This is a genomic window from Enterobacter cloacae complex sp. HYC033_NIDB, from assembly GCF_056673335.1.
Genome location: NZ_CP115123.1, coordinates 331,710 through 357,278, shown reverse-complemented (window position 1 = coordinate 357,278; position 25,569 = coordinate 331,710). Strand labels below are relative to the sequence as shown.

The following is a 25,569-nucleotide window of genomic DNA, read 5'->3' as shown; positions in this document are numbered from 1 at the left end:
AGTGAAAAAACTCACCGACAAGCAAAAATCCCGTCTCTGGGAGCAACAACGTAAGGTCAATTTTCAGGCCAGCTGCCTCCTTGAAAAAGGTAAGGGTCCCGCTGAACCTGATATCGAGACGCTGGAACTGGGGCCTTCCGCACCGGGTTTACCCCATCTGTGTCTTATTCACCGCCATTTATTCCGCAACGAAATGAAAGGCGCGGGTGAGCTGCGCACCGCCGATATTTCTAAGGGCGACATTCCTTTTTGCCATTTCGAGTACATCGAGAAAGTGGGTAATGAGCTGATGGCTTCGCTGGAAAGTGATAAATATCTGGTGGGCCTTCAGAAAGAAGAGTTTACAGACAGAATCAGTCATTACTACTGTGAAATCAACATGCTACATCCGTTTATGAGCGGTAATGGCGTGGCCCAGCGGATCTTCTTTGAACAACTGGCTATTCATGCGGGCTATGTGCTGAACTGGCAGGGGATCGACCCGAACGACTGGGCAGCCGCCAATCAGAGCGGGGCAATGGGGGATTTGACAGCCCTGAACGCCATCTTTGCCAAAGTTGTGAGCGAAGCGCGGGAATCTGCGTAAAATAGGGCGGCCATTTTTTCAGGAGCCGCCATGATTCTGCTGATTGATAACTACGATTCCTTTACCTGGAACCTTTACCAGTATTTTTGTGAGCTGGGGGCAGAGGTGGTTGTCCGCCGTAACGATGAGATCGCGCTGGCTGACATTTACGCGCTGGCACCCCAGAAAATCGTGATTTCGCCGGGGCCGTGTACCCCTTCGGAGTCCGGTATCTCGCTGGAGGCGATCCGCCATTATGCGGGCAAACTGCCGATTCTGGGCGTCTGCCTGGGTCATCAGGCCATTGCGCAGGTCTTTGGCGCCACCATTGTCCGTGCCGCGAAAGTCATGCACGGCAAAACCTCTCCGGTCACGCACACCGGTACCGGCGTATTTCTGGGGCTAAACAATCCGTTAACCGTGACGCGCTACCATTCTCTGATCATTGATCCGCCGACCCTGCCGGCCTGCTTTGAGGTCACCGCCTGGAGCGAGACGCAGGAGATCATGGGCATTCGTCACCGTGAGTACGATCTGGAAGGCGTGCAGTTCCACCCGGAAAGCATTCTCAGCGAACAGGGGCACGCGCTGCTGGCCAATTTCCTTAATCGCTGAATATCTGTTGCCTTGTTGTGATTTTTTATGCATATTTTGTGATTATATTTTCACAATCAATGTGACATAAAAATGGATGGTCATGACATGGCAACTGAACAACCAGCAATTACCCGCGCGACATTCGATGAAGTGATCCTGCCGATTTATGCACCGGCTGAGTTTATCCCGGTGAAAGGGAGAGGCAGCCGCGTCTGGGATCAGCAGGGCAACGAGTATGTTGATTTCGCAGGCGGTATTGCGGTGACGGCGCTGGGCCATTGCCATCCTGCGCTGGTGGACGCGCTGAAAACGCAGGGCGAAACGCTGTGGCACACGAGCAACGTGTTCACCAACGAACCGGCGCTGCGTCTGGGGCGTAAGATCATCGATGCCACCTTCGCCGAACGCGTGCTGTTTATGAACTCCGGCACCGAAGCCAACGAAACCGCCTTTAAGCTGGCGCGCTACTACGCAACCACGCGTCATAGCCCATACAAAACCAAAATCATCGCCTTCCATAACGCCTTCCACGGTCGCTCCTTCTTTACCGTTTCCGTTGGCGGCCAGCCGAAGTATTCCGACGGCTTTGGTCCGAAACCTGCGGATATCATCCACGTGCCGTTTAACGATCTGCACGCCGTTAAAGCGGTGATGGACGATCACACCTGTGCCGTGGTGGTCGAGCCCATTCAGGGGGAAGGCGGCGTCACGGCGGCCACCCCGGAATTTCTGCAAGGGCTGCGCGAGCTGTGCGACGAGCACCAGGCGCTGCTGGTGTTTGATGAAGTGCAGTGTGGGATGGGGCGTACCGGAGACCTGTTTGCTTATATGCACTACGGCGTAACGCCGGATATTCTCACCAGCGCGAAAGCGCTCGGCGGCGGTTTCCCGGTCAGTGCGGTGCTCACCACCCAGGATATCGCTTCCGCATTTCATGTGGGCTCACACGGCTCTACCTACGGCGGTAATCCGCTGGCGTGCGCCGTGGCGGGTGCGGCGTTCGACATCATTAATACGCCGGACGTCCTGAATGGCGTGAATGCGAAACGCGACCTGTTTGTGAAACATCTCCAGCAGATTGACCAACAGTTTGATGTCTTCAGCGACATCCGCGGGATGGGGCTGCTGATGGGCGCCGAACTGAAGCCGCAGTACAAAGGCCGCGCGCGCGATTTCCTGCACGCCGCCGCGCACGAAGGCGTCATGGTGCTCAACGCCGGGCCGGACGTGATGCGCTTTGCGCCATCGCTGGTGGTGGAAGACAAAGACATCGAAGACGGATTAACCCGTTTTGCCGCGGCGGTCGCGAAGATCGTCAGCGGCTAATACGCGGTTCGTTTTAACCGGCGCGTTAACCAAATCCCGTGATGCGGGCGCTGACGCCATGCCACCGACGAAATGGTGTGCATGGTGTTCAGGTGCCCGAGAACGCGCTGTAAATGCTGCTCAAGGGTGCTCATCGGCCCGTGGGTCAGCGTCTCCGGCGCTTCCAGAATGTTCGAATCCCCTGACTCGCCCGGCGCGTCATACTCCAGACGCTGCTGACAGCGCTGCAACGCAATTTCACACGACTGCAAATAGCGCTGCGCCAGATCCGTCGTCAGCATCGTGTGCTCCCGCGCCAGCGTCGTCATGGCATTGATGTGCTCGACGATAAACTGGCTGTGCGTGACCCACAGCTTCATGTCAGCCAGATAGTGCGCGTTAAAGCCCGGCTCCTGCATGGCCTGGTTAAGGGAGTTGAACAGGGCGTTATGCGCCTGGTTGACCTTCATGCGCTCGTAGGCCAGCGGAGAGGGCTGCGGGTCATCGCTTAGAATAAGACGAATGGCCTGCTGATCGGCTTCGAGCGCGTCGTGGGCGTTCTGCCTCAGCAACCCGCTTTGCCACTGCGGCCACAACCAGACCATGCCGCCAAAGGCGATCAGGCAGCCAATTAGCGTATCGACCAGCCGGGCAATAATAAACTGTTCCCCGTTAAGCGTGAGCAGTTGCAGGGTATACACCGCCGTGACCGTAAAGCCCACCATCGCCCAGCCGTAGTTTTTGCGGATGATCAGGTAGCTCACCAGCGTGATCGCCAGCATACCGGCCAGGGTATAGCCTTCCGGCACGTGAAAGTGCAGCGTCACGCCCGCGATAATCAGCCCCGCCATCGTACCGCCCGCCCGATGCAGAATGCGCACCCGCGTGGCGCCATAGCCGTTCTGGGTGACAAACAGCACGGTCATTAAGATCCAGTAGGGTTTCGGCAGGTGCAGGGCCATTCCCATCAGGCTGGCGATGCTCAGCATCACACTGATCCGCGCGGCATTGCGCAGGGCGGAAGATTTCAGTGATAGATAGCTTTTGAGCGCGGGCAGCAGCGGCAGCCGTTTTTGCTTATCGGCCATCAGGTCCCGGGCATAAAGCGGGCGCTGGGTGCGTAACACCCGGGCGATGCGGCTGAAATGCCAGGCAGCAAATTGCCCGACCGGGTTATCCGCGTGCTGACGCGCAATCTTTTCCAGCGCGCCGAGCTGTTTGTCCATGTTAAAGCGCGTCGGGTAGCGGTGATAGAGGATATCGTCAGCCAGCACCCGCAGGCGGGCCGCGACGGTCTGCGCGTTCCAGCGGATCACCGCTTCCGCATGGCTGCGCTCCACCAGCTTTTGCACCTCTTCCGGATTATGAAGGCTGACGGAGATATGCTCCTGCAAATCCAGCCCGACCTGGAAGGTTCGCAGCAGCCGCTTGTATTCATGATTTTTGTTGGCGGCAAGCATGTGCAACTGCTGATAGCACTGGCTGATCAGATCCACCACTTTTTGCTGGCGCGCCAGCAGCGGCGGCAGGGATTTTTCCGGGTCGGTATGTTGAGTGAGCAGGGTGTATTTTGCTTCGCAGTATTCAGCAAGTTGCACGTAGAGCAGGCTCAGGGATTCGCGCAGCGGCTGTTCCCGCCACAGCCAGAACCAGAACCAGTTAAACAGCCCGTACCACAGCGTGCCGAGGGCGTAGATCAGCAATGGCTCCCACACCGGCATATTGCCCGCAAGGCTTAAGGTGAAGATGGCGGCAATCAGCGACGCGGGAAGCAGGCGGGCGTGCAGCGAGCTGATTTCGGCGGTGACGCCGAGCGTCATCGCCAGCACGGTCAGGATCAGCGGCAGAGGAATGTCGCGGGCCAGTAAGAGTTGTACGGCAAGGCTACAGCCGGCAAACAGGCAGCCGCCAATAATCAGACGTTTAAAAAAGCGTTTATGCGGCGTATCCAGACCGGCAATGTTGCAGCAGGCGGGCACAAGAGAAAACAGCAGGCCTTGCTGAAGATGTCCGAGGATCAGGCCCACGGCCACGGGAAGACACAACACCAGCGTTTGTCGCAGTGCGTAGTTAACTTCCGGGTGATAGATCAGCCTGCGCCACATGAGGAGTAGAGACAAAAACGGCGTGCCACCCTGCGGCGGCACGCCGTTTGACCGAAATTAACGGGTTCCGTAGACCACGATAGTTTTACCGTGGGCAGAGATCAGGTTCTGGTCTTCCAGCATCTTCAGGATACGGCCCACTGTTTCACGGGAGCAGCCGACGATCTGACCGATTTCCTGGCGGGTAATTTTAATTTGCATACCGTCAGGGTGGGTCATGGCGTCTGGCTGTTTCGCCAGGTTCAACAGCGTCTGCGCGATACGACCGGTCACGTCCAGGAAGGCGAGGTTACCCACCTTCTCAGAGGTCACTTGCAGACGGCGTGCCATCTGGGAAGAAAGACGCATCAGGATGTCAGGGTTGACCTGAATCAGCTGACGGAATTTCTTGTAAGAAATTTCAGCCACTTCACATGCTGTTTTTGCACGAACCCAGGCGCTACGTTCCTGGCCTTCTTCAAACAGGCCCAGTTCACCGATAAAATCGCCCTGGTTCAGATAAGAAAGGATCATCTCTTTCCCTTCTTCATCTTTGATCAGCACGGCCACCGAGCCTTTAACGATGTAATACAACGTTTCCGCTTTTTCACCCTGGTGAATCAGCGTGCTCTTTGATGGGTACTTATGAATGTGGCAATGAGACAAGAACCATTCGAGAGTCGGGTCTGTTTGCGGTTTGCCAAGCACCATGCGCTGTTATCCTCTGTTATAAGCTGTCACCAGAGTCATAAGATGCATCCGGACTCTGGGGTTGCAATCGAATTCTTACCCATACCTGGGAAGTCGGCTGTCGTAACGTTTCGCAGCCAGTAAAGTTTGATGTCCTCTGCATACATGTGTAACGTCAATGTATTACTGTAGCATCCAGAGTGTTTTAGCATAGCTTTCGCCGCGTGTCTCCTGGTGTCTCGCTTCAGCATGACGCAGGTCGCCTTCCGTTGCGAGAAATGTAACGTACACGTAATCTGTCATAAAAAATGCAACGTTGGAGTGAGTGAATATGCAAGCGCGTGTGAAATGGGTTGAAGGGTTAACGTTCCTGGGCGAGTCTGCTTCCGGGCACCAGGTTTTGATGGATGGCAACTCCGGCGATAAAGCGCCAAGCCCGATGGAAATGGTGCTGATGGCGGCGGGCGGATGCAGCGCGATCGACGTGGTGTCGATCCTGCAAAAAGGCCGTCATGACGTGACCGATTGTGAAGTGAAGCTGACGTCGGAACGTCGTGAAGAGGCGCCCCGCCTGTTCACGCATATTAATTTGCACTTTATCGTCACCGGCAAAGAACTGAAGGATGCGGCGGTCTCGCGTGCGGTTGACCTGTCTGCGGAAAAATACTGCTCTGTGGCGTTAATGCTGGAGAAAGCGGTAAAAATCACCCATTCGTATGAAGTGATCGCGGCTTAATTTTTGGCGGGTGGCGCTGCGCTGACCCGCCCTACAAAAGCTACAACTGCACGAACGTATGCCGGATAAGCGAAGCGCCATCCGGCAACAGGTGTCACGCGATCTGCTTTCCTTCCATCAGCCGCTGCACCAGCGGTGTCATGATCAGCTCCATTGCCAGCCCCATTTTTCCGCCCGGTACCACTAACGTATTCATGTGCGAAATAAACGAACCCTGTAGCATCGCCAGCAGCCAGGGGTAATCAATGCCTTCCAGGTTGCGGAAGTGGATCACCACAAAGCTCTCGTCCAGCGACGGGATGCTTTTTGCAGCGAACGGGTTGGAGGTGTCCACGGTGGGGACGCGCTGGAAGTTAATGTGGGTTCGGGAGAACTGCGGCGTCAGGAAGTTGATGTAATCGTCCATGGAGCGCACCACCGAGTCCATGACCGCCTCTCGCGAATGGCCGCGCTCGCTCATGTCACGCGTCAGCTTCTGGATCCACTCAAGGTTAACAATCGGCACCACCCCCACCAGCAAATCCACGTGGCGCGCCACGTCGTGCTGAGGCGTCACCACGCCGCCGTGCAATCCTTCGTAAAACAGCACGTCAGTCGGTTCCGGCAGCGGCTGCCAGGGCGTGAACGTGCCGGGGACCTGGTTCCAGGGCACGGCTTCATCGTAGGTGTGGAGATACTTGCGGGACTGCCCGGTACCGCTTTGCCCGTATTCACGGAAGGTTTGCTCCAGCAGGCCGAAGTCATTGGCCTCCGGGCCGAAGTAGCTGATGTGTTTACCCAGATCGCGCGCTTTGCGGATGGCCATATCCATCTCCGGGCGCGTGTAGCGGTGAAAGCTGTCGCCTTCTACCTCTGCCGCCCGTAAGTTAAGCTGGGCGAAGATCTTGCGGAAGGCGAGGCTGGTGGTAGTGGTTCCCGCCCCACTCGAACCCGTAACGGCAATAACCGGATGTCTGGCAGACATAGCAACTCCCTGACTGGAAAAGTGTAAAGATCAGCCGTGAAACGCGTTGCGGGGCATGATATTGACCGTCTCATGCAGTTCGGACCATACCAGCACCACGTCGCCGCTTTTAAGCTGGCGCTTAACATCGTTGACCTTTTGTTCAAGCGAACGTTCATGTTCACCATAATCGGTGCCTTCGCGCAAGACAAAGCTTTCAATCAGATTATCGAGCGTGTCGGGAGAGAGATCCTGCCAGGGAATAATCATTATTTACCGTCCAGATAAGCCGTTAACCAGTCGGGAATACGCGTCTCAAGCCACATTTTTGGCCGACGCAGCGTGCCGCCGACAAAGCCGACGTGTCCCCCGAATTGGGTGAGCTGATACTCCACATTGGCCGGCAGATGATCGGGCGCCGGAATCGAGTGGTGATCCATAAACGGATCATCTTTGGCGTGGATAATCAGCGTAGGTTTCGTGATTTGGTTCAGTAAAGGCATGGCGCTGCACTGACGGTAATAGTCAATCGCATCGGCAAAGCCGTGAATTTTCGAGGTGATCAAATCATCAAACTCGCGCAGGCGCTTCACGCGTTTGAGCTGTTGCAGCGTCACAGGCAGCGTATCCGGATAGGCCTTCAGCTTGCGCGCGGCGTTGGCTTTCAGCAGGTTGAGCAGGTAGCGCTGGTACACTCGCGAAAACCCCTTTTCCATATGATAGCTGCACTGCTCCAGCATAAAGGGCGCAGAGACGATCACCGCCGCATCCAGCGGTACGGCGTCGCTCTCCTTCGCCAGCAGGCAGGCCAGCATATTGCCGCCCAGGGAATACCCCACCGCTGCCGTTGGCGCCTCGCCGAAATTGTCTCTTAGCCAGCGCAGGAACCAGGTACCGTCCTCGGTTTCACCCGAGTGATAAATACGTTTCTGACGATTAGGCTCGCCGCTGCATCCGCGAAAATGCATCACTACCCCAAGCCAGCCGCGGGCTTTCGCCGCCTCAATGAGACCGTGTGCGTAAGGGCTGTGCAGGCTGCCTTCCAGACCGTGAAACACCACCAGACGGGGTTTATGTCTGGCCCGATCCGGATCTTCGCTCCAGGCGAGATCCAAAAAATCGCCATCCGGCAAATCCAGCCGTTGCCAGTGCGGGGTGAACTGTACCTTGTGGCGGATCAGGCGCGGCAGCATGGTTTGCAGGTGAGGGTTAGCCACACCGCGCATGGGCACGAACTCTGCGCTCTCTTCGGCTGCAATGTCGAAGTCTGAGGGAATGATTTGGGTCATAAGGGCGATGCTGATTCTTGTCAGAAATTAACTATACCTTCCGAATTGTACCCCGTTTAGCCCGTTTTTCCGAAACATGAACTGATCCCGATCACAAATATTTACCTTGATTATTACTCTCAGGCTAATGATTTGGCTCTACGCTTAATTGATGCCTTTCTCACCAGAGCGCACACTTTACTCAACGTTAAGCAAATCAGAATGATGTGCTGAATCAGGAGGTTAATAATGTTATCTGGGCAAACACCCACCCGGCAATGGAACACCCGACGCAGTGAGAAAGCGCGTCGTCTGGCGTCCGTACCGGTGCAGGGCAAGGTACTGCCAACCGGCGATCTTGTCGCCATGCTGGAAAAACTGATCGCACCAGGCGACAAAGTCGTTCTGGAAGGCAACAACCAGAAGCAGGCGGATTTCCTTTCCCGTTCACTGGCGGAAGTGAACCCGCAAATCGTGCACGATCTGCATATGATCATGCCGAGCGTGGGCCGCAGCGAACATCTGGACATCTTTGAGAAAGGCATCGCCCGCAAGCTGGACTTCTCCTTCTCCGGTACGCAAAGCCTGCGAATCTCCCAATTGCTGGAGGATGGTCAGCTCGAAATCGGGGCGATTCACACCTACATCGAACTCTACTCACGTTTATACGTCGACCTATCGCCAAACGTGGCGCTGATTGCCGGTTTTAAAGCGGACCGCAAAGGCAACCTCTATACCGGGGCGAGTACCGAAGATACTCCGGCGCTGGTGGAAGCCGCCGCATTCCATGACGGCATCGTCATCGCGCAGGTGAACGAGCTGGTGGACGACGAGTGCGACCTGCCGCGTGTGGATATTCCGGGCTCGTGGATTGATTTTGTGGTGGTTGCCGATAAGCCGTTCTTTATCGAACCGCTCTTCACCCGTGACCCGCGCCTGATCAAACAGGAACATATCCTGATGGCGATGATGGCGATTAAAGGCATCTATGCTGAACACCAGGTGCAGTCCCTGAACCACGGGATTGGCTTTAACACCGCAGCGATCGAGCTGCTGCTGCCAACCTACGGCGAACAGCTCGGACTCAAAGGCAAAATCTGTAAACACTGGACCCTGAACCCGCATCCAACGCTGATCCCGGCCATCGAAAGCGGCTGGGTGGAGAGCGTCCACTGCTTCGGCGGCGAGCTGGGAATGGAAGAGTACATCCGCGCCCGTCCTGACGTGTTCTTTACCGGTGCCGACGGCTCCATGCGCTCTAACCGCGCCTTCTGCCAGCTGGCTGGTCAGTACGCGGTCGATATGTTTATCGGCTCCACGCTACAGGTTGATGGTTACGCTAACTCCTCAACCGTGACCCGCGGCCGCCTTTCCGGCTTCGGCGGCGCGCCAAACATGGGCCACGATCCGCACGGTCGTCGCCACGCCACACCGGCCTGGCTGAACATGATCACCGAGCCTGACCCGATGCAGCGCGGTAAAAAGCTGGTCGTGCAGATGGTGGAAACCTTCCAGGCGGGCGTGAAGCCAACCTTCGTGGAAAAACTCGACGCCGTTGAGGTCGCGAAAGCCTCTGGTATGCCGCTGGCGCCGGTCATGATTTACGGCGATGACGTCACCCACGTGCTGACGGAAGAGGGGATTGCTTACCTCTACCGGGCGAAAGATCTGGAAGAGCGTCGCGCCATGGTCGCCGCCGTGGCGGGTATCACCGATATCGGTCTGGGCGTTGACGCCAAACGCGTGGCGGAACTGCGCCAGAGCGGCAAGGTTGTGTATCCGGAAGATATGGGCATTCGCCGCACCGATGCCACCCGTTCGCTGCTGGCGGCCGGTAGCGTCGCGGACCTGGTGGAATGGTCCGGCGGTCTTTACAACCCACCTGCGAAATTCCGGAGCTGGTAATGAAACTTCTGCCCCAGATCCAGGTTGAAGGCGGTGCCGAATGGCTGGCGCGAACCGCCACGCAGTGTCTGATTGACGAAGCACGTTTAAGCCCGAAGCCCGGTCTGGTGGACAGCCGGGGGAACGGCGCGCACCACGATTTATCGCTTGCGCTGATGGAGCGCTCCGCTCACAGCCTGACCCCCACGTTTCAGGCGCTGGCGCAGCAGAGCTGGCAGCGTCCGGCGGATATTGCCCTCAGGCAAACCGTTGGCCGCCTGGGTCGCGAAGGTGAACGGCAGATGATGGCCGCTACCGACGGCGTGAACACGCACCGTGGCGCGATCTGGGCGCTGGGATTGCTGGTGAGCGCGGTGGCGATGCTGGGCGGCGATGCCCGGGCGCAAACCGTCGCGAACACCGCCGCTCAGCTGGCGAAGCTGCCGGATGACGCGGCGCCGAAAGTGTTCAGCAAGGGGTTACGCGTCACGCACCGCTACCGTGTGCCGGGCGCGCGTGAAGAGGCTCAGCAGGCGTTTCCGCACATCATGCAGCGCGCGCTGCCGCAGCTTCGCCTCAGCCGTCTCAACGGCAGCAGCGAAACGCAGGCCAGACTCGACGCGCTGATGGCGATCATGACCTCGCTCACCGACACCTGCGTGCTGTCGCGCGCCGGCATGGAGGGGCTGGACGCCATGCAGAACGGCGCCCGTGCGGTGCTGAACGCCGGAGGATGCGCAACCCTCGCCGGGCAGCAGGCGCTGGCGCGGTTAGACCGTCAGATGCTGGCGCTTAACGCCTCGCCGGGCGGAGCCGCAGACCTGCTTGCCGCCACGCTGTTTCTTGACCGCGCCGAAACGCCCTATTCAAAGCATTAAGAGGATGTTATGGAAAAAATCACATTGACCGTGCCCGCCAGCCGCGAAGTAAGCGGCAGGGCGCTGGCAGGGGTCGTCGGTTCCGGGGATATGGAGGTGCTTTTCACCGCCGAACCGGGCCAGACCTTAACCATTGATATCACCACCTCCGTCGACAACAGCCGCGGGCGCTGGGAGGCATTGTTCAACCGCCTGCAAACCGTCAGCAGCCTGCCCGCAGGTAAGCTGACCATCCACGACTTCGGCGCGACGCCGGGCGTGGCACGCATTCGTATCGAACAGGTTTTTGAAGGGGTGAACCATGCGTGATGACAGCAGCTTTATCGAATTAAAAGCGCGCCAGCGTGCGCAGGCGCTGCTCGACGACGGCAGCTACCGCGAACTGCTGGATCCGTTTGAAGGCATTATCTCTCCGTGGCTTGGGCCACAGGGGATTGTTCCTCAGGCTGATGACGGCATGGTGGTCGCGAAAGGGACCATCAACGGCCAGCCTGCGGTGGTGGTGGCGATTGAAGGCACCTTCCAGGGCGGCAGCATGGGCGAAGTGTCCGGCGCCAAAATGGCGGCAGCGCTGGAGCTGGCGGCGGAAGATAACCGCAACGGCATTCCGACTCAGGCGGTGCTGTGCCTCGAAACCGGCGGCGTACGTTTGCAGGAAGCCAACCTCGGCCTGGCGGCGATTGCCGATATCCACGCCGCGATCGTTGACCTGCGTCGCTATACCCCGGTCGTCGGGATTGTCGCCGGGACCGTGGGCTGCTTCGGTGGGATGTCTATCGCCGCGGCGCTGTGCAGCTACCTGATTGTGACCCGCGAAGCGCGGCTCGGCCTCAACGGTCCGCAGGTTATCGAGCAGGAAGCGGGCATTGAAGAGTATGACTCCCGCGACCGTCCGTTTATCTGGAGCATGACCGGCGGCGAAGTACGCTTTGAAAGCGGGCTGGTGGACGCGCTGGTGGGCGACGGCGTGAACGCGGTGAAAGCCGCGATGAACGAAGCCATCGCCAAAGGCGTACCGGCGAAACATCGCACCGATAACTACGACGATTACCTGAACCGTCTGACGAATTTCGACACCCGCAAACAGGCCGATGCCGAACAGATTAAAGCGCTTTTTGCCCGGGAGGTGAAATGATGACTAACTCAATTAGCCGTGGCGAACTCTGGCTGGAAACTCTGGCCCCGAACGCGAAACGTCTGGAGGGGTTATGCCCGTCCGTGCAGGCCGCAGACGGCGAGCTAAACGGTGAAACGGTGCGTTTTGTCGCCGTGGTGCCGGACGCCAACAACCACTTCCCGCGCGCGGCGCAGGGTGAAGTCGGCCTGCTGGAAGGATGGACGCTGGCAAAAGTGGTCAGCGAAACCGTCGCCGCTGACGCAGACAAAGCCGTGAAGCGCCCGATTGTGGCGGTAATCGACGTCCCAAGCCAGGCCTATGGCCGTCGCGAAGAGGCGTTTGGTATCCACCAGGCGCTGGCCGGCGCCGCTGCCGCCTACGCTAATGCGCGGCTGGCGGGTCATCCGGTGATTGGTCTTATCGTCGGTAAGGCCATGTCCGGCGCGTTTCTGGCGCACGGCTACCAGGCTAACCGTCTGATTGCCTTCAACGATAAAGGCGTGCTGATCCATGCCATGGGCAAAGAGTCTGCGGCGCGCATTACGCTGCGTACCGTTGAGGCGCTGGAAAAACTGGCTGCAACCATTCCGCCAATGGCGTATGACATCAGCAACTACGCCACGCTGGGGCTGCTTTCCGACCTGCTGGATATCAGCAATCCGGATGCCCCTACCGAAAGCGATCTGACGCGGGTGAAAACCACCCTGCAACAGGCCATCAGCGACGCTCGTCAGGACACCACGTTGAAAAACCGTCTGGGTGCTGACAACCGCCGCAGCTCGGCGCTCGTACGTGAACGTATGCGAGCCAGCTGGTAAGTAAAAAGAGACCTGCCAGATGCATCACCCCGTGGGCGCGCCCGTTGCGTCCACGCGGGAACCTGCATCCTGAAAATAATAAACATCGCGCCAGTGCTTAAACTTTTTTACTACAGGTGATTTATGACTTACGTAATTGTTCATGCTCTTGCACCGATTTTCGTCATCATGCTGCTGGGATTCTGGGCCGGTAAGGCAAAGATGGTCGATAACAAAAATGTTTCCCTGCTGAATATCTTCGTGATGGATTTTGCACTCCCGGCTGCGCTGTTCAGCGCCACCGTGCAAACCCCGTGGACCGGCATCGTGGCGCAGTCGCCGCTGATCCTGGTGCTCACCCTGGCGATGTGGATCACCTATGCGGTCATCTACTTCCTCGCGACAAAAGTGTTTAAAAAATCCCCGCAGGATGCGGCCGTGCTGACGCTTACCGTCGCCCTGCCAAACTACGCGGCGCTTGGCCTGCCGATCCTGGGCAGCGTGCTGGGCGAAGGCCCTTCAACTTCACTGTCCGTTGCGGTCTCCATCGCCTGTGGTTCGGTGCTGATGACCCCGTTCTGCCTGCTGATTCTGGAGCGTGAGAAAGCGCGCGCCGAAGGCAATAACTCGGGTTCAACGCTTTCCATGCTGCCGGTGCTGATGTGGCGCTCCATTAAAAAACCGATCGTGATGGGCCCGTTGCTGGGTGTGATCCTGTCCGCTATTGGCATCAAAATGCCGGAGCTGGTGCTGGCGGCGATTAAACCGCTGGGACTGTCTGCGACCGCTGCGGCGCTGTTCCTGACCGGGGTGATCCTCTCCGCGCGTAAACTTCAGATCAACACCATGGTGATCACTTCCACTATCGCCAAGCTGCTGATCCAGCCAGCGATCGCCTGGGGTATCGTTTTAATCTTCGGTCTGCACGGCTCCGTGGCGATCACCGCCATCCTGATGATTGCGCTGTCCGCGGGCTTCTTTGGCGTGGTGTTCGGTAACCGCTTTGGCGTGCAGTCGCCGGATGCTGAAGCCGTGCTGCTGTTGAGCTCCGTACTGTGTATCCTGTCGCTGCCGCTGTTTATCTCGCTGACTTCAGGAATGTAATCATGACCACAACATTACGCCCACACGACCTCATCTGGCTTACCGCGCGCGACGCCCTGGAAGGGATTACCGAATCCTGGGTGGACGCGGCCTGGCATGCCGGACTACCGGTAGTGGTGCGGCGTGATGTTGATAATGAAGGCCGTATTCCCGTTGGCGTGCGCGGATTGCGCCGCGACCAGCGGGCGGCCGGATGGGTGAAGCCTGAGAACGTGTTGCGCGTGGTGTCGCCCGAAGATTTGAGCGTTGCCGCCGACCTGCTGCGTTCGCCGTTTATCACTCAGCCGCCGGTTCAGGTGGCGCTTCAGCTTGCGCAGCAGTCGTGGCCGTGGACGTGGGGGATAACCGGCAGTACGGGTTACGCGCTGGCGACCGGCATTCCGGTGATCCACGCCGACAGCGATCTCGATCTGCTCATCCGCGCCCCGCGTGCCGTTTCCCCTGAGGCGTTTACTGGCTGGCAGGCTCAGCTCAGCCGTGCGTTGTGCCGGGCGGATACGCAGGTGGACACGCCCGAGGGCGGATTCGCGCTGGCGGAATGGTTACGCGACGGCAAAACGCTGCTAAAAACGCAATGTGGACCGCGCCTGGTGGCGGATCCATGGCACAGGGAGGAGTAATGAAAATACTGTTTACCTTTCCGGGGCAGGGCACACAGCATGAAGGTATGCTGCAAAACCTGCCGGGAACGGAGCTGGAGCAGGCCCGTGCTGTGCTGGGGGCGGAAGTCGATACCCTGGACAGCGCATGCTCGTTAACCCACACCCGTGCGGTTCAGCTTTCGCTGTTGATTGCCGGCGTGGCGTGGGCGCGCGAGCTGGAACGTTGCGGCGTGTCGCCGGATATCGTCAGCGGGCTGTCCATTGGCGCTTATCCTGCGGCGGTTATCGCCGGTGCGCTGGACTTTACGGACGCGCTGAAGCTGGTGGCGTTGCGCGGCGATCTGATGGAGCAGGCTTACCCGCACGGTTACGGCCTGACGGCGATTATGGGGTTGACCCTGCCCCAGGTGGAAAACCTGATTCAGGGGACTGGAACCTATATTGCTAATCTGAACGCCGAAACGCAGATCGTGATTGCCGGAACCGATGACGGCATGGCGCAGGTGGCGGAACGCGCCCTGGCAAAAGGCGCGAGCAAGGCTAAGCGGCTGGCGGTGAGCGTACCGTCGCACTGTGAACTGCTGGCGGAACCGGCGCAGAAGCTGGTGGCAGCATTTAATTCGGTCACGCTTTCACGTCCGCGCTGTGCGTACCTGAGCGGCAGTACCGGACGCGTGCTCTGGCAGCCGGAGAAAATTGCCGACGATCTGGCGATGAATATGGCGCGAACCGTGCGCTGGCAGGAGGCGGTGATTTCCGCTAACGAGCGTGAAGCGCGGCTGGCGATTGAGATGCCGCCAGGGGGCATCCTGACCTGTCTGACGCGGCAGGCGGCGTGGGAAGGCGAATCCATTTCGCTGGAGCGCAGCGGGGTGGACGTGGCGGTGCATCTGGCGGGTCGGCTTCGTGCATGAGTTTTTAGCCCGGTGGCGCTACGCTTACCGGGCCTACAATTCGGGAGTAGGCCCGGTAAGGCGCAGCCGCCACCGGGCAATAACATCAGGCACTATCCTGCAAACTTCTCGCATACATCCGCCCTTCCGCGGCCAATGCCCGCAGGCTCGGATCCTGCTCGCGGTTGCGGGCAAAGACAATCGCGATCAGCTGCTGCATTTGGTACGGCTCCGCCAGCTTCAACAGTTGCACGGAATTCTCGTAGACCTTCTTCATCCTTCCCGGCATCAGCGTAAAGCCGACGCCCGCCTGCACCAGGCTGAGCATTGAGAAAATGTCGTTCACCCGGGTAACAATCTCTGGTTCAAACCCGGCGATATGGAACGCTTCCTGGAACCCGGCGTAGGTCGCAAAGCCTTCTGCAAGCGCGACAAATTTCTGATCTTTGTAATCGCGGAGATCCGCTGGCCCGTGGGTACTCAGCGTGGCAGAGGCCGGTGCGGCAAGGAAAATATCGTCATGGAACAGAGGAAGCACTTCGAGGCTGTTACGGTCGATATCGCTTTCGGAAATAGAGATTAAAATCGCATCCAGCGATCCCTCATCCAGCATATGGAGCAGGGTTTCGTTCGAGCCCATCGTCAGATCCATCTCCAGATCCGGACGGCGCAGCTTCATGCCCATTATCAGGCGCGGCACGGTTTCCAGCGTCAGCGAGTAGAGCGTGCCGACGCGCAACCGTCCCTGGCCGATACCGGCGATCTTGCGCGACTCTTCCAGCCCGCGCTCCATCACCTGCATCACCTCCTGACAATACTCCAGCAGCGTCCACGCGGAGGGGAGGGCAATCAGGTTACGCCCTTTGTGAGCAAAGAGCGGGCAGCGGACGTTCTCTTCGAGGGTATGCAGCGCGCGGTGCACGCTGACACCGCTCAGGCCGAGCGTTTCGGCGGTACGTGCGATATTGCCCTTCTCCATGAACGTCATGAAGATGCTGAGCTTACGGAATGTAATCTCGCTCGTGGTATCGAAGCCCATAACCCTCCCGGCGTGTTAGTCGGCTTGCAGCATCGCTTCCAGCTGTTCCTGCGCGTCCAGCCATGCCATTTCGCACTCTTCGAGGCTGGATTTGGCTTTCGCCTGAGTTTGCAGACAGTCCGTCAGCTCCGCTTTGCGGCTCTGATCGTACAGTTCGCTGTCGCCCAGCTTCTCTTCGACGGCAGCAAGCGTGGCGTTGAGCTTTTCCATCTCTTTTTCGAGACGGGCAATCTCTTTACGCAGCGGCTGCGTCTGGGTGCGCAGTTCCGCTTCACGGCGCTTCTGGTCTTTACGCGCCTGGGCGCTGTTGGCGTTGTCTTTCGCTGACTCTTCCGGCTGGTTTTCCTGCTTCTGCACGTCCGTCAGCCACTGCTGGTAGTCTTCCAGATCGCCGTCGAACGGCTCCACTTTGCCGCCGTGCACCAGGTAGAGATCGTCGGTGGTGGAGCGGATCAGGTGGCGGTCGTGCGATACGACAACCAGCGCCCCTTCGAACTCTATCAGCGCTTCGGTCAGCGCCTGGCGCATGTCGAGATCGAGGTGGTTGGTCGGTTCATCAAGCAGCAGCAGGTTTGGACGCTGCCAGACGATCAGCGCCAGCACCAGACGGGCTTTTTCGCCGCCGGAGAAACGCTCGGTGTTTTCCGTCACCTTATCGCCCTGGAAGCCAAAGCCGCCGAGGTAGTCGCGCAGTTTCTGCTCCATCTCCTGCGGCGCCAGGCGCGCCAGGTGCTGGATCGGCGATTCATCCGCGCGTAAAAATTCCAGCTGATGCTGGGCGAAGTAGCCTAGCTTGATGCCCTTCGCCAGCCCGATTTCGCCGCTGACCGGGTTAAGCTCGCCCGCCAGCAGTTTGATCAGCGTCGATTTACCGGCACCGTTGCGCCCCAGCAGACCAATACGTGAACCCGGCACCAGGTTGAGCTTGATGGAATCGAGAATAATGTGATCGCCATAGCCCGCGCTGACCTTCTCCATCTTCAGCAGCGGGTTAGGCAGGCTTTCAGGCTCGCGGAAGCTGAAGTGGAACGGGTTATCCACGTGCGCCGGGGCGATCATCTCCATGCGTTCCAGCATCTTGATGCGGCTCTGCGCCTGCTTGGCTTTTGACGCCTTGGCCTTGAAGCGATCCACAAAGCTTTGCAGGTGCGCCACGCGCTGCTGCTGGCTTTCATACATCGCCTGCTGCTGGGCAAGGCGCGTCGCGCGCTGGCGCTCGAAAGAGCTGTAGTTGCCGGTGTATTCGAACATGCTTTGCTGTTCGATATGAATGATTTTATCCACTACCGGATCGAGGAAGTCGCGGTCGTGAGAGATCAGAATCAGAGTGCCCTGATAGCTCTTGAGCCACTTCTCCAGCCAAATAACCGCATCAAGATCGAGGTGGTTGGTTGGTTCATCGAGCAGCAAAAGGTCGGAGCGGCAGATCAGCGCCTGGGCCAGGTTAAGGCGCATGCGCCAGCCGCCCGAGAAATCGCTCACCGGGCGTTCAAGCTGTTCGTTGCTGAAACCCAGACCGTGCAGCAGGCTGGAGGCACGGGAGCGAATGGTCCAGGCATCGATGGCGTCCAGCTTGCCGTGGACGGTGGCGATGGCGTGGCCGTCGTTACGTTCGTTGGCGGCATTGAGTTCCGCTTCGAGCTTGCGGTATTCACGATCGCCGTCGATAACATAGTCGAGCGCGGGTTCGCTCAGCGCGGGCGTCTCCTGGTTCACCCAGGCGAGCTGCCAGTTGCCCGGGAAGGTAAAGTTACCGCCATCCGCGCTTATCTCGTTTTTCAGCAGCGCCAGCAGGGTGGATTTACCGCAGCCGTTTTTGCCGACCAGCCCCACTTTTTGGCCCGGGTTGATGGTAGCAGTCGCGTTATCCAGCAGGACGCGCACGCCGCGACGAATTTGTAACGAGGAGAAAACAATCATAGAAGCGCCGTATGTTCCGACTATGTTAATTTGTCATTATGATAATGTAAGGTGTGGGCCATTTTCCCCACCGGGCCGCCATGGTAGCCCAAAACGACAACAATACACAAAAACAGAACCGGGAGGGGAGTGATGTCTCAGACAGCGAAAGTGCTGCTGCTGTATGCCCATCCGGAATCACAGGACTCGGTGGCGAACCGGGTGCTGCTTAAGCCGGCCACACAGCTCAGTAATGTAACGGTGCACGATCTCTACGCGCACTATCCTGATTTTTTTATCGATATTCCTTACGAGCAGGAACTGCTGCGTCAGCACGACGTGATTGTGTTCCAGCATCCGCTTTATACCTACAGCTGTCCGGCGCTGCTCAAAGAGTGGCTGGACCGCGTGCTGAGCCGGGGCTTCTCCAGCGGGGTGGGGGGCAACCAGCTGGCGGGAAAGTACTGGCGGAGTGTCATTACCACCGGTGAGCCGGAAAGCGCTTACCGTCACGACGGGCTGAACCGTTACCCCATGAGCGACATTCTGCGGCCGTTTGAGCTGACGGCGGCGATGTGCCGTATGCACTGGATGAGCCCGATTATTATCTACTGGGCACGGCGGCAGGATCCGAAAGCACTGGCGAGCCATGCCAGGGCCTATGGCGAATGGCTGGCGTCACCGATTCCGGCGGGAGGACGCTAATGGACGGTTCGAATTTACTCCTTGCCGGGGTGCTGTTTTTGTTTGCCGCCGTCGTCGCGGTCCCGCTTGCCGCGCGTCTCGGCATTGGCGCGGTGCTGGGCTATTTGCTGGCGGGGATCGCCATTGGCCCCTGGGGGCTTGGGTTTATCAGCGATGTGGATGAAATTCTCCACTTCTCCGAGCTGGGCGTGGTCTTCCTGATGTTTATCATCGGGCTGGAGCTGAACCCCGCCAAGCTGTGGCAACTGCGGCAATCTATTTTTGGCGTCGGGGCGGCGCAGGTGTTACTCAGCGCGGCCATTCTCGCGGGACTGCTGATGTTGACGCAGTTTTCCTGGCAGGCCGCGGTGATTGGCGGGATCGGTCTTGCGATGTCGTCGACGGCGATGGCGCTTCAGCTGATGCGCGACAAAGGGATGAACCGCAACGAGGCGGGGCAGCTGGGTTTTTCGGTGCTGCTGTTCCAGGATTTAGCGGTGATCCCGGCGCTGGCGCTGGTGCCGCTGCTGGCGGGCTCCGGAGACGATCATTTCGACTGGATGAAGATCTCCATGAAGGTGCTGGCCTTCGCGGGGATGCTGATCGGCGGACGGTTTTTACTGCGTCCGGTATTCCGGTTTATTGCCGCATCCGGCGTGCGCGAGGTATTCACCGCCGCAACGCTGCTGCTGGTGCTTGGCTCAGCGCTGTTTATGGATGCGCTGGGGCTGTCGATGGCGCTTGGGACGTTTATCGCCGGGGTGCTGCTTGCGGAAAGCGAGTACCGCCACGAGCTGGAGACCGCCATCGATCCGTTTAAGGGGCTGCTGTTAGGGTTGTTCTTTATCTCGGTGGGTATGGCGCTTAATCTTGGCGTGCTCTATACCCATCTGCTGTGGGTTATTGCGAGTGTCGCCGTGCTGGTGGCGGTCAAAACGCTGGTGCTGTATCTCCTCGCGAGGATTTACGGGCTGCGCAGCTCGGAAAGAATGCAGTTTTCCAGCGTGTTAAGCCAGGGTGGAGAATTTGCGTTTGTGCTGTTTTCCACGGCGTCGTCTCAGAAGCTGTTCAAAGATGACCAGATGGCGCTGCTGCTGGTGACGGTTACGTTGTCGATGATGACCACGCCACTGCTGATGAAGCTGGTGGACAAACTGCTGTCGCGCCGCCTGAATCCCGCAGACGATGAAGACGAAGCGCCGTGGGTGGAAGATGATAAACCGCAGGTGATCGTCGTGGGCTTTGGTCGCTTCGGACAGGTGATTGGTCGCCTGTTGATGGCGAATAAAATGCGCATCACGGTGCTGGAGCGCGATATCAGCGCCGTCAACCTGATGCGCAAATATGGTTATAAGGTGTACTACGGCGATGCGACGCAGCTTGAGCTGTTGCGCTCGGCGGGGGCAGAGGCTGCGGAGTCCATCATCATCACCTGCAACGATCCGGAAGATACGATGAAGCTGGTGGAGCTGTGCCAGCAGCATTTCCCGCATCTGCATATTCTGGCGCGTGCGCGTGGACGTGTGGAGGCTCACGAACTTTTGCAGGCGGGTGTGAAACACTTCTCCCGCGAAACCTTCTCCAGCGCGCTGGAGCTGGGACGCAAGGCGCTGGTTTCGCTGGGTATGCATCCTCACCAGGCGCAACGCGCCCAGATGCATTTCCGCCGGCTGGATATGCGAATGCTGCGTGAACTGATGCCCGTGCACAGCGACACGGCGCAGATCTCCCGCGTGCGGGAAGCGCGTCGCGAACTGGAGGAGATCTTCCAGCGTGAGATGCAACAGGAACGACGCCAGCTCGACGGCTGGGATGAATTTGAATAAAGGGTAACGAAAGATGGCTGTACGTAAACGCTTTATCGCGGGCGCAAAATGCCCATCCTGCCAGGCGCAAGATACGCTGGCCATGTGGCGTGAAAATAATATCGATATCGTTGAATGTGTTAAGTGCGGTCACCAGATGCGTGAGGCCGATAAAGAAGCCCGCGATCACGTTCGCAAAGAAGAGCAAGTGATCGGCATTTTTCATCCAGACTAGCGATATGCTCTGAGTTTTTTTAAGCTTAAGGGTACACGGGTGCAGATTTCCGCTACAATCTGCGCCAGCAATTTTCCCACGCTCAGGAGATATCATGAAAGTAGCAAAAGACCTGGTGGTCAGCCTGGCCTATCAGGTACGTACAGAAGACGGTGTGTTGGTTGATGAGTCTCCGGTGAGTGCGCCGCTGGACTACCTGCATGGTCACGGTTCCCTGATTTCCGGCCTGGAAACGGCGCTGGAAGGCCATGAAGTTGGCGACAAATTCGACGTTGCTGTAGGCGCGAACGACGCTTACGGTCAGTATGATGACAACCTGGTTCAGCGCGTTCCTAAAGACGTATTCATGGGCGTTGACGAGTTGCAGGTTGGCATGCGCTTCCTGGCGGAAACTGACCAGGGTCCGGTGCCGGTTGAAATCACTGAAGTGGAAGACGACCACGTTGTGGTTGACGGCAACCACATGCTGGCGGGTCAGAACCTGAAGTTCAACGTAGAAGTTGTTGCGATCCGTGAAGCGACCGAAGAAGAGCTGGCTCATGGCCACGTTCACGGTGCGCACGGTCACGACCATGACCACGATCACGGCCACGACGGCTGCTGCGGTGGTCACGGCCACGACCATGGTCATGACCACGGCCACGGTAAAGGTGGTTGCGGTAACGGCGGCTGCGGTTGCCACTGATTCCGTACTCCGGAAAATAAAAAAGCGGGATAATCCCGCTTTTTTTACGCCTCAATAATGAGGTGGTGGCGTCTCTTCTGACTGAGAGGCAATGTTTGACGGCTGCGTGGCCTTCAGCTTTTCCGTCAGCAGGCGCATGTGATCGCGCAGTTTTGCCATTTCAAGCTCATGGGCCGTCACGGTCTGATTCAGTTCTTCGATGGTGATGTCCTGAAAAGCCAGGCGGCTTTCCAGCTCAGCCAGTCTCGCTTCGATCGTTGTATCCTTCATCATTCACCTCGTTTATCTCTCATTCGCCATAATGGACCAGCGGCGGCGAAGTTTAGCTGACTTTTTCCTTAAGTACAGTATCCATCTCCCTGACAAGAAACTTATTTAAACAAAAATAGTCTGAAAAGAAGCGACATTCGGGGGAGTCTGTCTGTAGATTTCTTCCGCAACGTTTTATAGTACGTCACTCATTTACGTTTAACACTGGGGTGAGAGACCTCAGGTCCTGGAGATATGGATGAAATCACTGTTTAAAGTTACGCTGCTGGCGACCACTATGGCTGTAGCGCTCAATGCGCCGCTGTCTTTCGCTGCTGATACTGCTGCGAAGCCTGCTGCGACTACAGACAGCAAAGCGGCATTCAAAAATGACGACCAGAAATCCGCCTACGCACTTGGCGCGTCTCTGGGTCGTTACATGGAAAACTCTCTGAAAGAACAAGAGAAACTGGGCATCAAACTGGACAAAAACCAGCTGATCGCAGGGGTTCAGGATGCGTTCGCAGACAAGAGCAAACTGTCTGACCAGGAAATCGAGCAGACTCTGCAAGCGTTTGAAGCGCGCGTGAAAGGCGCCGCTCAGACCAAGATGGAAGCAGACGCTAAAGATAACGAAGCGAAAGGCAAAGCCTACCGCGACAAGTTCGCGAAAGAGAAAGGCGTTAAAACCTCTTCTACTGGCCTGATCTATAAAGTTGAGAAAGAAGGTACCGGCGACGCGCCTAAAGACAGCGACACCGTTGTGGTGAACTACAAAGGTACGCTGATCGACGGTAAAGAGTTCGATAACTCTTATACCCGCGGTGAGCCTCTCTCCTTCCGTCTGGATGGTGTGATCCCGGGCTGGACCGAAGGCCTGAAGAACATCAAGAAAGGCGGTAAAATCAAGCTGGTCATCCCACCGGATCTGGCTTACGGCAAAACCGGCGTTCCGGGTATCCCGGCTAACTCCACGCTGGTATTTGATGTAGAACTGCTGGACATCAAACCGGCGCCGAAAGCGGATGCGAAAACAGACGCACCGGCTGACGACAAAGCCGCAGCAGCTAAGAAGTAATGCTGAAAAAAACCGCCGCCTTTACAGGCGGCGGTTTTTTTATTGTGGGGCAGATATAATTAACACTGGAAAGCGTTATACACGCTGTATTAATTTAGTTGTCCGTGTAGATAATGAGCCTGCCCTGAAAACCTAACGACAGGCTCCTGAAAAGGAGTGTTTTTTTCATGTCCAGGTCGCTTTTAACCAACGAAACCAGTGAACTTGATTTGCTGGATCAACGTCCATTTGACCAGACCGACTTCGATATTCTGAAATCCTATGAAGCGGTAGTGGACGGGTTAGCGATGCTCATTGGTTCCCACTGCGAAATCGTATTGCATTCCCTGCAAGATCTTAAGTGTTCCGCTATCCGCATTGCGAATGGCGAGCACACTGGCCGTAAAATTGGCTCGCCAATCACCGACCTTGCATTGCGTATGTTGCATGACATGACCGGCGCGGACAGCAGCGTCTCAAAATGCTATTTCACCCGCGCCAAAAGTGGCGTGCTGATGAAATCAGAAACGATCGCGATTCGAAATCGCGAACACCGGGTAATCGGTTTGCTGTGCATCAACATGAACCTTGATGTGCCATTCTCGCAAATCATGAGCACCTTCATCCCGCCCGAAACGCCGGACGTGGGCTCATCGGTGAACTTTGCTTCTTCGGTTGAGGATCTCGTGACCCAGACGCTGGAGTTCACCATTGAAGAGGTGAATGCCGATCGCAACGTATCCAACAACGCCAAGAATCGTCAGATCGTCCTGAACCTCTATGAGAAAGGGATTTTTGATATCAAAGATGCCATCAACCAGGTGGCCGATCGCCTGAATATCTCCAAACACACGGTTTACCTCTATATTCGCCAGTTCAAAAGCGGCGACTTCCTGGGACAAGACAAGTAATGCGTTTTGCGTTAATGGTGACGGGCCCGGCGTACGGTACCCAGCAGGCCAGCAGCGCGCTACAGTTTGCCCATGCGCTGCTTGATGCCGGTCATGAACTGGCAAGCGTCTTCTTTTATCGCGAAGGCGTATATAACGCGAACCAGTTTACGTCTCCGGCGAGCGATGAGTTTGACCTCGTGCGCGCCTGGCAAAAATTAAACGAAACGCAGGGCGTTGACCTGCATATCTGCGTCGCGGCGGCACTGCGTCGCGGCGTGACGGATGTGACCGAAGCCGAACGCCTTGGTCTGGCGGGGGCTAACCTGCAACCGGGCTTTTCGCTCAGCGGACTAGGTGCCCTGGCACAGGCGGCGTTGACCTGCGACAGAGTGGTGCAATTTTGATGAAGCGCGTAGCGTTTGTTTTTACTTCTGCGCCGCATGGCAGCGCTTCAGGCCGGGAAGGGCTGGATGCATTGCTCGCGACATCGGCTTTAACCGAAGATATTGGCGTCTTCTTTTTAGGCGATGGCGTATTCCAGCTTCTGGCTGGCCAACAACCGCAGGCCATTCTTGCGCGCGACTACATTGCGACCTTTAAAGTTCTGCCGCTCTATGACATTGAAACCTTCTATGTGTGCGCCGATTCGCTGGCCGCGCGTGGGTTAAACGAGAAAACACCGTTCGTGCTGGACGTGACGATCCTGACATCTGCTGCGCTGCGCGAACAACTCTCTCACTACAATACCGTTCTGACTTTCTGAGGCTGTCATGCTCCATACCCTGAGCCGTTCACCGTGGCAATGCGATATCGACACGTTACTGAGCATGCTGCGCGAAGATGATGATCTGCTGCTGATTCAGGATGGCGTGCTCGCGGCGCTTGAAGGCAGCCTTTTTGTTGAAATCCTCGCGAATGCCCCCATAACAGTCTCTGCGCTGAAAGAGGATCTGGATGCGCGGGGTCTTTCTGGTCAAATTTCAGCCAAAATTGACGTGGTTGGCTATACTGATTTCGTCAATCTTACTGTGACGCACGCCAGTCAAATGAACTGGTGATTTGAGATCGCTGTATATTTCTTGACACCTTTTCGACGTAGCCCTAAAATTTCGCGTCCTCATATTGTATGAGGTCGTTTTATTACGTGTTTACGAAGCAAAAGCTAAAACCAGGAGCTATTTAATGGCAACAGTTAACCAGCTGGTACGCAAACCACGTGCACGCAAAGTTGCAAAAAGCAACGTGCCTGCGCTGGAAGCCTGCCCGCAGAAACGTGGCGTATGTACTCGTGTATATACCACCACTCCTAAAAAACCAAACTCCGCACTGCGTAAAGTATGCCGTGTGCGTTTGACTAACGGTTTCGAAGTGACTTCCTACATCGGTGGTGAAGGTCACAACCTTCAGGAGCACTCCGTGATCCTGATCCGTGGCGGTCGTGTTAAAGACCTTCCGGGTGTTCGTTACCACACCGTTCGTGGTGCGCTGGACTGCTCAGGTGTTAAAGACCGTAAGCAGGCTCGCTCCAAGTACGGCGTGAAGCGTCCTAAGGCTTAATGG

30 protein-coding genes are annotated in these 25,569 nt (G+C 57.3%); 22 read left to right on the top strand and 8 right to left on the bottom strand.

The genetic code is table 11. From position 1 onward, the window contains the following. The first annotated feature begins 1 nt into the window (after nt 1). From O1721_RS01820 to argD, 3 genes are all read left to right on the top strand, one after another. A complete protein-coding gene (locus O1721_RS01820) occupies nt 2-586 on the top strand; it encodes a putative adenosine monophosphate-protein transferase Fic (RefSeq protein ID WP_026080671.1) in 585 nt (194 codons plus the stop codon). Nucleotides 587-616: 30 nt separating this feature from the next. Beyond that, entirely contained in the window at nt 617-1,180 is a 564-nt protein-coding gene (gene pabA / locus O1721_RS01815; RefSeq protein WP_032649707.1) for an aminodeoxychorismate synthase component 2, read from the top strand. Nucleotides 1,181-1,267: 87 nt separating this feature from the next. Then, nucleotides 1,268-2,488: a bifunctional acetylornithine/succinyldiaminopimelate transaminase gene (gene argD / locus O1721_RS01810; protein WP_172973738.1), complete on the top strand. Its 1,221-nt coding sequence runs from the start codon at nt 1,268-1,270 to the stop codon at nt 2,486-2,488. Here argD and O1721_RS01805 read toward each other — a convergent pair. Both O1721_RS01805 and crp read right to left on the bottom strand, forming a co-directional pair. Then, complete coding sequence (locus O1721_RS01805; protein WP_032104001.1) at nt 2,485-4,572, bottom strand: YccS/YhfK family putative transporter; 2,088 nt, start codon at nt 4,570-4,572, stop codon at nt 2,485-2,487. The genes argD and O1721_RS01805 overlap by 4 nt on opposite strands. A gap of 57 nt (nt 4,573-4,629) precedes the next feature. Beyond that, entirely contained in the window at nt 4,630-5,262 is a 633-nt protein-coding gene (crp, locus tag O1721_RS01800; RefSeq protein WP_000242758.1) for a cAMP-activated global transcriptional regulator CRP, read from the bottom strand. Nucleotides 5,263-5,572: 310 nt separating this feature from the next. Between crp and O1721_RS01795 the strand changes: the two genes are divergently transcribed. Continuing rightward, on the top strand, nt 5,573-5,977 hold the full coding sequence (locus tag O1721_RS01795) for an OsmC family protein (RefSeq protein ID WP_015571423.1): 405 nt from the start codon (nt 5,573-5,575) through the stop codon (nt 5,975-5,977). Between the two features lie 94 nt (nt 5,978-6,071). On the opposite strand, the gene O1721_RS01790 is transcribed toward O1721_RS01795, so the two are convergent. From O1721_RS01790 to O1721_RS01780, 3 genes are read right to left on the bottom strand one after another with little or no spacing between them, the layout of a single operon-like run. Beyond that, nucleotides 6,072-6,941: a phosphoribulokinase gene (locus O1721_RS01790; RefSeq protein ID WP_032649705.1), complete on the bottom strand. Its 870-nt coding sequence runs from the start codon at nt 6,939-6,941 to the stop codon at nt 6,072-6,074. A gap of 30 nt (nt 6,942-6,971) precedes the next feature. Then, nucleotides 6,972-7,190 (bottom strand): YheU family protein, encoded by a 219-nt coding sequence (locus O1721_RS01785; protein WP_014171926.1) that lies wholly within the window; start codon nt 7,188-7,190, stop codon nt 6,972-6,974. After that, a complete protein-coding gene (locus tag O1721_RS01780) occupies nt 7,190-8,209 on the bottom strand; it encodes a hydrolase (RefSeq protein WP_032649704.1) in 1,020 nt (339 codons plus the stop codon). The genes O1721_RS01785 and O1721_RS01780 overlap by 1 nt, the downstream gene beginning before the upstream one ends. A gap of 228 nt (nt 8,210-8,437) precedes the next feature. Here O1721_RS01780 and mdcA point away from each other — a divergent pair, with 228 nt between their 5' ends. The 8 genes from mdcA (at nt 8,438) to mdcH (ending at nt 15,484) form a co-directional block, all read left to right on the top strand. Beyond that, nucleotides 8,438-10,093 (top strand): malonate decarboxylase subunit alpha, encoded by a 1,656-nt coding sequence (gene mdcA / locus O1721_RS01775; RefSeq protein WP_015571421.1) that lies wholly within the window; start codon nt 8,438-8,440, stop codon nt 10,091-10,093. After that, nucleotides 10,093-10,950: a triphosphoribosyl-dephospho-CoA synthase gene (locus tag O1721_RS01770; RefSeq protein WP_017384166.1), complete on the top strand. Its 858-nt coding sequence runs from the start codon at nt 10,093-10,095 to the stop codon at nt 10,948-10,950. The genes mdcA and O1721_RS01770 overlap by 1 nt, the downstream gene beginning before the upstream one ends. Before the next feature lie 9 nt (nt 10,951-10,959). Further along, complete coding sequence (mdcC, locus tag O1721_RS01765; protein WP_000411786.1) at nt 10,960-11,259, top strand: malonate decarboxylase acyl carrier protein; 300 nt, start codon at nt 10,960-10,962, stop codon at nt 11,257-11,259. Further along, on the top strand, nt 11,252-12,085 hold the full coding sequence (locus tag O1721_RS01760; protein WP_017384167.1) for a biotin-independent malonate decarboxylase subunit beta: 834 nt from the start codon (nt 11,252-11,254) through the stop codon (nt 12,083-12,085). The genes mdcC and O1721_RS01760 overlap by 8 nt, the downstream gene beginning before the upstream one ends. Continuing rightward, nucleotides 12,085-12,885, top strand: coding sequence for a biotin-independent malonate decarboxylase subunit gamma (gene mdcE / locus O1721_RS01755; protein WP_032104009.1), 801 nt, complete (start codon nt 12,085-12,087; stop codon nt 12,883-12,885). The genes O1721_RS01760 and mdcE overlap by 1 nt, the downstream gene beginning before the upstream one ends. 123 nt (nt 12,886-13,008) lie before the next feature. Beyond that, entirely contained in the window at nt 13,009-13,968 is a 960-nt protein-coding gene (locus O1721_RS01750; RefSeq protein WP_000222846.1) for an AEC family transporter, read from the top strand. A gap of 2 nt (nt 13,969-13,970) precedes the next feature. After that, the gene (locus O1721_RS01745; protein WP_017693876.1) at nt 13,971-14,588 is read left to right on the top strand and encodes a malonate decarboxylase holo-ACP synthase; all 618 of its coding nucleotides are present in this window, start codon (nt 13,971-13,973) and stop codon (nt 14,586-14,588) included. After that, nucleotides 14,588-15,484: a malonate decarboxylase subunit epsilon gene (gene mdcH / locus O1721_RS01740; protein WP_479953555.1), complete on the top strand. Its 897-nt coding sequence runs from the start codon at nt 14,588-14,590 to the stop codon at nt 15,482-15,484. The genes O1721_RS01745 and mdcH overlap by 1 nt, the downstream gene beginning before the upstream one ends. Nucleotides 15,485-15,569: 85 nt before the next feature. On the opposite strand, the gene O1721_RS01735 is transcribed toward mdcH, so the two are convergent. Next, the gene (locus O1721_RS01735; RefSeq protein ID WP_032649702.1) at nt 15,570-16,502 is read right to left on the bottom strand and encodes a LysR family transcriptional regulator; all 933 of its coding nucleotides are present in this window, start codon (nt 16,500-16,502) and stop codon (nt 15,570-15,572) included. A 15-nt stretch (nt 16,503-16,517) separates the two neighbouring features. Next, on the bottom strand, nt 16,518-18,422 hold the full coding sequence (locus O1721_RS01730) for an ABC transporter ATP-binding protein (protein ID WP_032649701.1): 1,905 nt from the start codon (nt 18,420-18,422) through the stop codon (nt 16,518-16,520). 132 nt (nt 18,423-18,554) lie between these two features. On the opposite strand from O1721_RS01730, the gene kefG reads away from it, so the two are divergent. From kefG to slyD, 4 genes are all read left to right on the top strand, one after another. Further along, a complete protein-coding gene (kefG, locus tag O1721_RS01725; protein ID WP_003861686.1) occupies nt 18,555-19,106 on the top strand; it encodes a glutathione-regulated potassium-efflux system ancillary protein KefG in 552 nt (183 codons plus the stop codon). Next, nucleotides 19,106-20,911: a glutathione-regulated potassium-efflux system protein KefB gene (gene kefB, locus O1721_RS01720; protein WP_032649700.1), complete on the top strand. Its 1,806-nt coding sequence runs from the start codon at nt 19,106-19,108 to the stop codon at nt 20,909-20,911. The genes kefG and kefB overlap by 1 nt, the downstream gene beginning before the upstream one ends. A 13-nt stretch (nt 20,912-20,924) precedes the next feature. Next, the gene (locus O1721_RS01715) at nt 20,925-21,125 is read left to right on the top strand and encodes a YheV family putative zinc ribbon protein (protein WP_003861689.1); all 201 of its coding nucleotides are present in this window, start codon (nt 20,925-20,927) and stop codon (nt 21,123-21,125) included. A gap of 94 nt (nt 21,126-21,219) precedes the next feature. After that, entirely contained in the window at nt 21,220-21,810 is a 591-nt protein-coding gene (gene slyD, locus O1721_RS01710) for a peptidylprolyl isomerase (RefSeq protein WP_003861691.1), read from the top strand. A gap of 51 nt (nt 21,811-21,861) precedes the next feature. On the opposite strand, the gene O1721_RS01705 is transcribed toward slyD, so the two are convergent. Next, entirely contained in the window at nt 21,862-22,080 is a 219-nt protein-coding gene (locus O1721_RS01705; protein WP_003861693.1) for a protein SlyX, read from the bottom strand. A gap of 238 nt (nt 22,081-22,318) precedes the next feature. Between O1721_RS01705 and fkpA the strand changes: the two genes are divergently transcribed. From fkpA to rpsL, 6 genes are all read left to right on the top strand, one after another. Beyond that, a complete protein-coding gene (gene fkpA, locus O1721_RS01700; protein ID WP_003861695.1) occupies nt 22,319-23,137 on the top strand; it encodes an FKBP-type peptidyl-prolyl cis-trans isomerase in 819 nt (272 codons plus the stop codon). 167 nt (nt 23,138-23,304) lie between these two features. Beyond that, complete coding sequence (locus O1721_RS01695; RefSeq protein WP_003861697.1) at nt 23,305-24,027, top strand: helix-turn-helix transcriptional regulator; 723 nt, start codon at nt 23,305-23,307, stop codon at nt 24,025-24,027. Continuing rightward, on the top strand, nt 24,027-24,413 hold the full coding sequence (tusD, locus tag O1721_RS01690) for a sulfurtransferase complex subunit TusD (protein WP_015571410.1): 387 nt from the start codon (nt 24,027-24,029) through the stop codon (nt 24,411-24,413). Before O1721_RS01695 ends, tusD begins: the two co-directional genes overlap by 1 nt. Continuing rightward, the gene (gene tusC / locus O1721_RS01685) at nt 24,413-24,772 is read left to right on the top strand and encodes a sulfurtransferase complex subunit TusC (RefSeq protein ID WP_032649699.1); all 360 of its coding nucleotides are present in this window, start codon (nt 24,413-24,415) and stop codon (nt 24,770-24,772) included. The genes tusD and tusC overlap by 1 nt, the downstream gene beginning before the upstream one ends. A gap of 7 nt (nt 24,773-24,779) precedes the next feature. After that, complete coding sequence (gene tusB, locus O1721_RS01680; protein ID WP_032649698.1) at nt 24,780-25,067, top strand: sulfurtransferase complex subunit TusB; 288 nt, start codon at nt 24,780-24,782, stop codon at nt 25,065-25,067. Nucleotides 25,068-25,191: 124 nt separating this feature from the next. Then, a complete protein-coding gene (gene rpsL, locus O1721_RS01675) occupies nt 25,192-25,566 on the top strand; it encodes a 30S ribosomal protein S12 (protein WP_000246815.1) in 375 nt (124 codons plus the stop codon). Nucleotides 25,567-25,569: the final 3 nt, after the last annotated feature.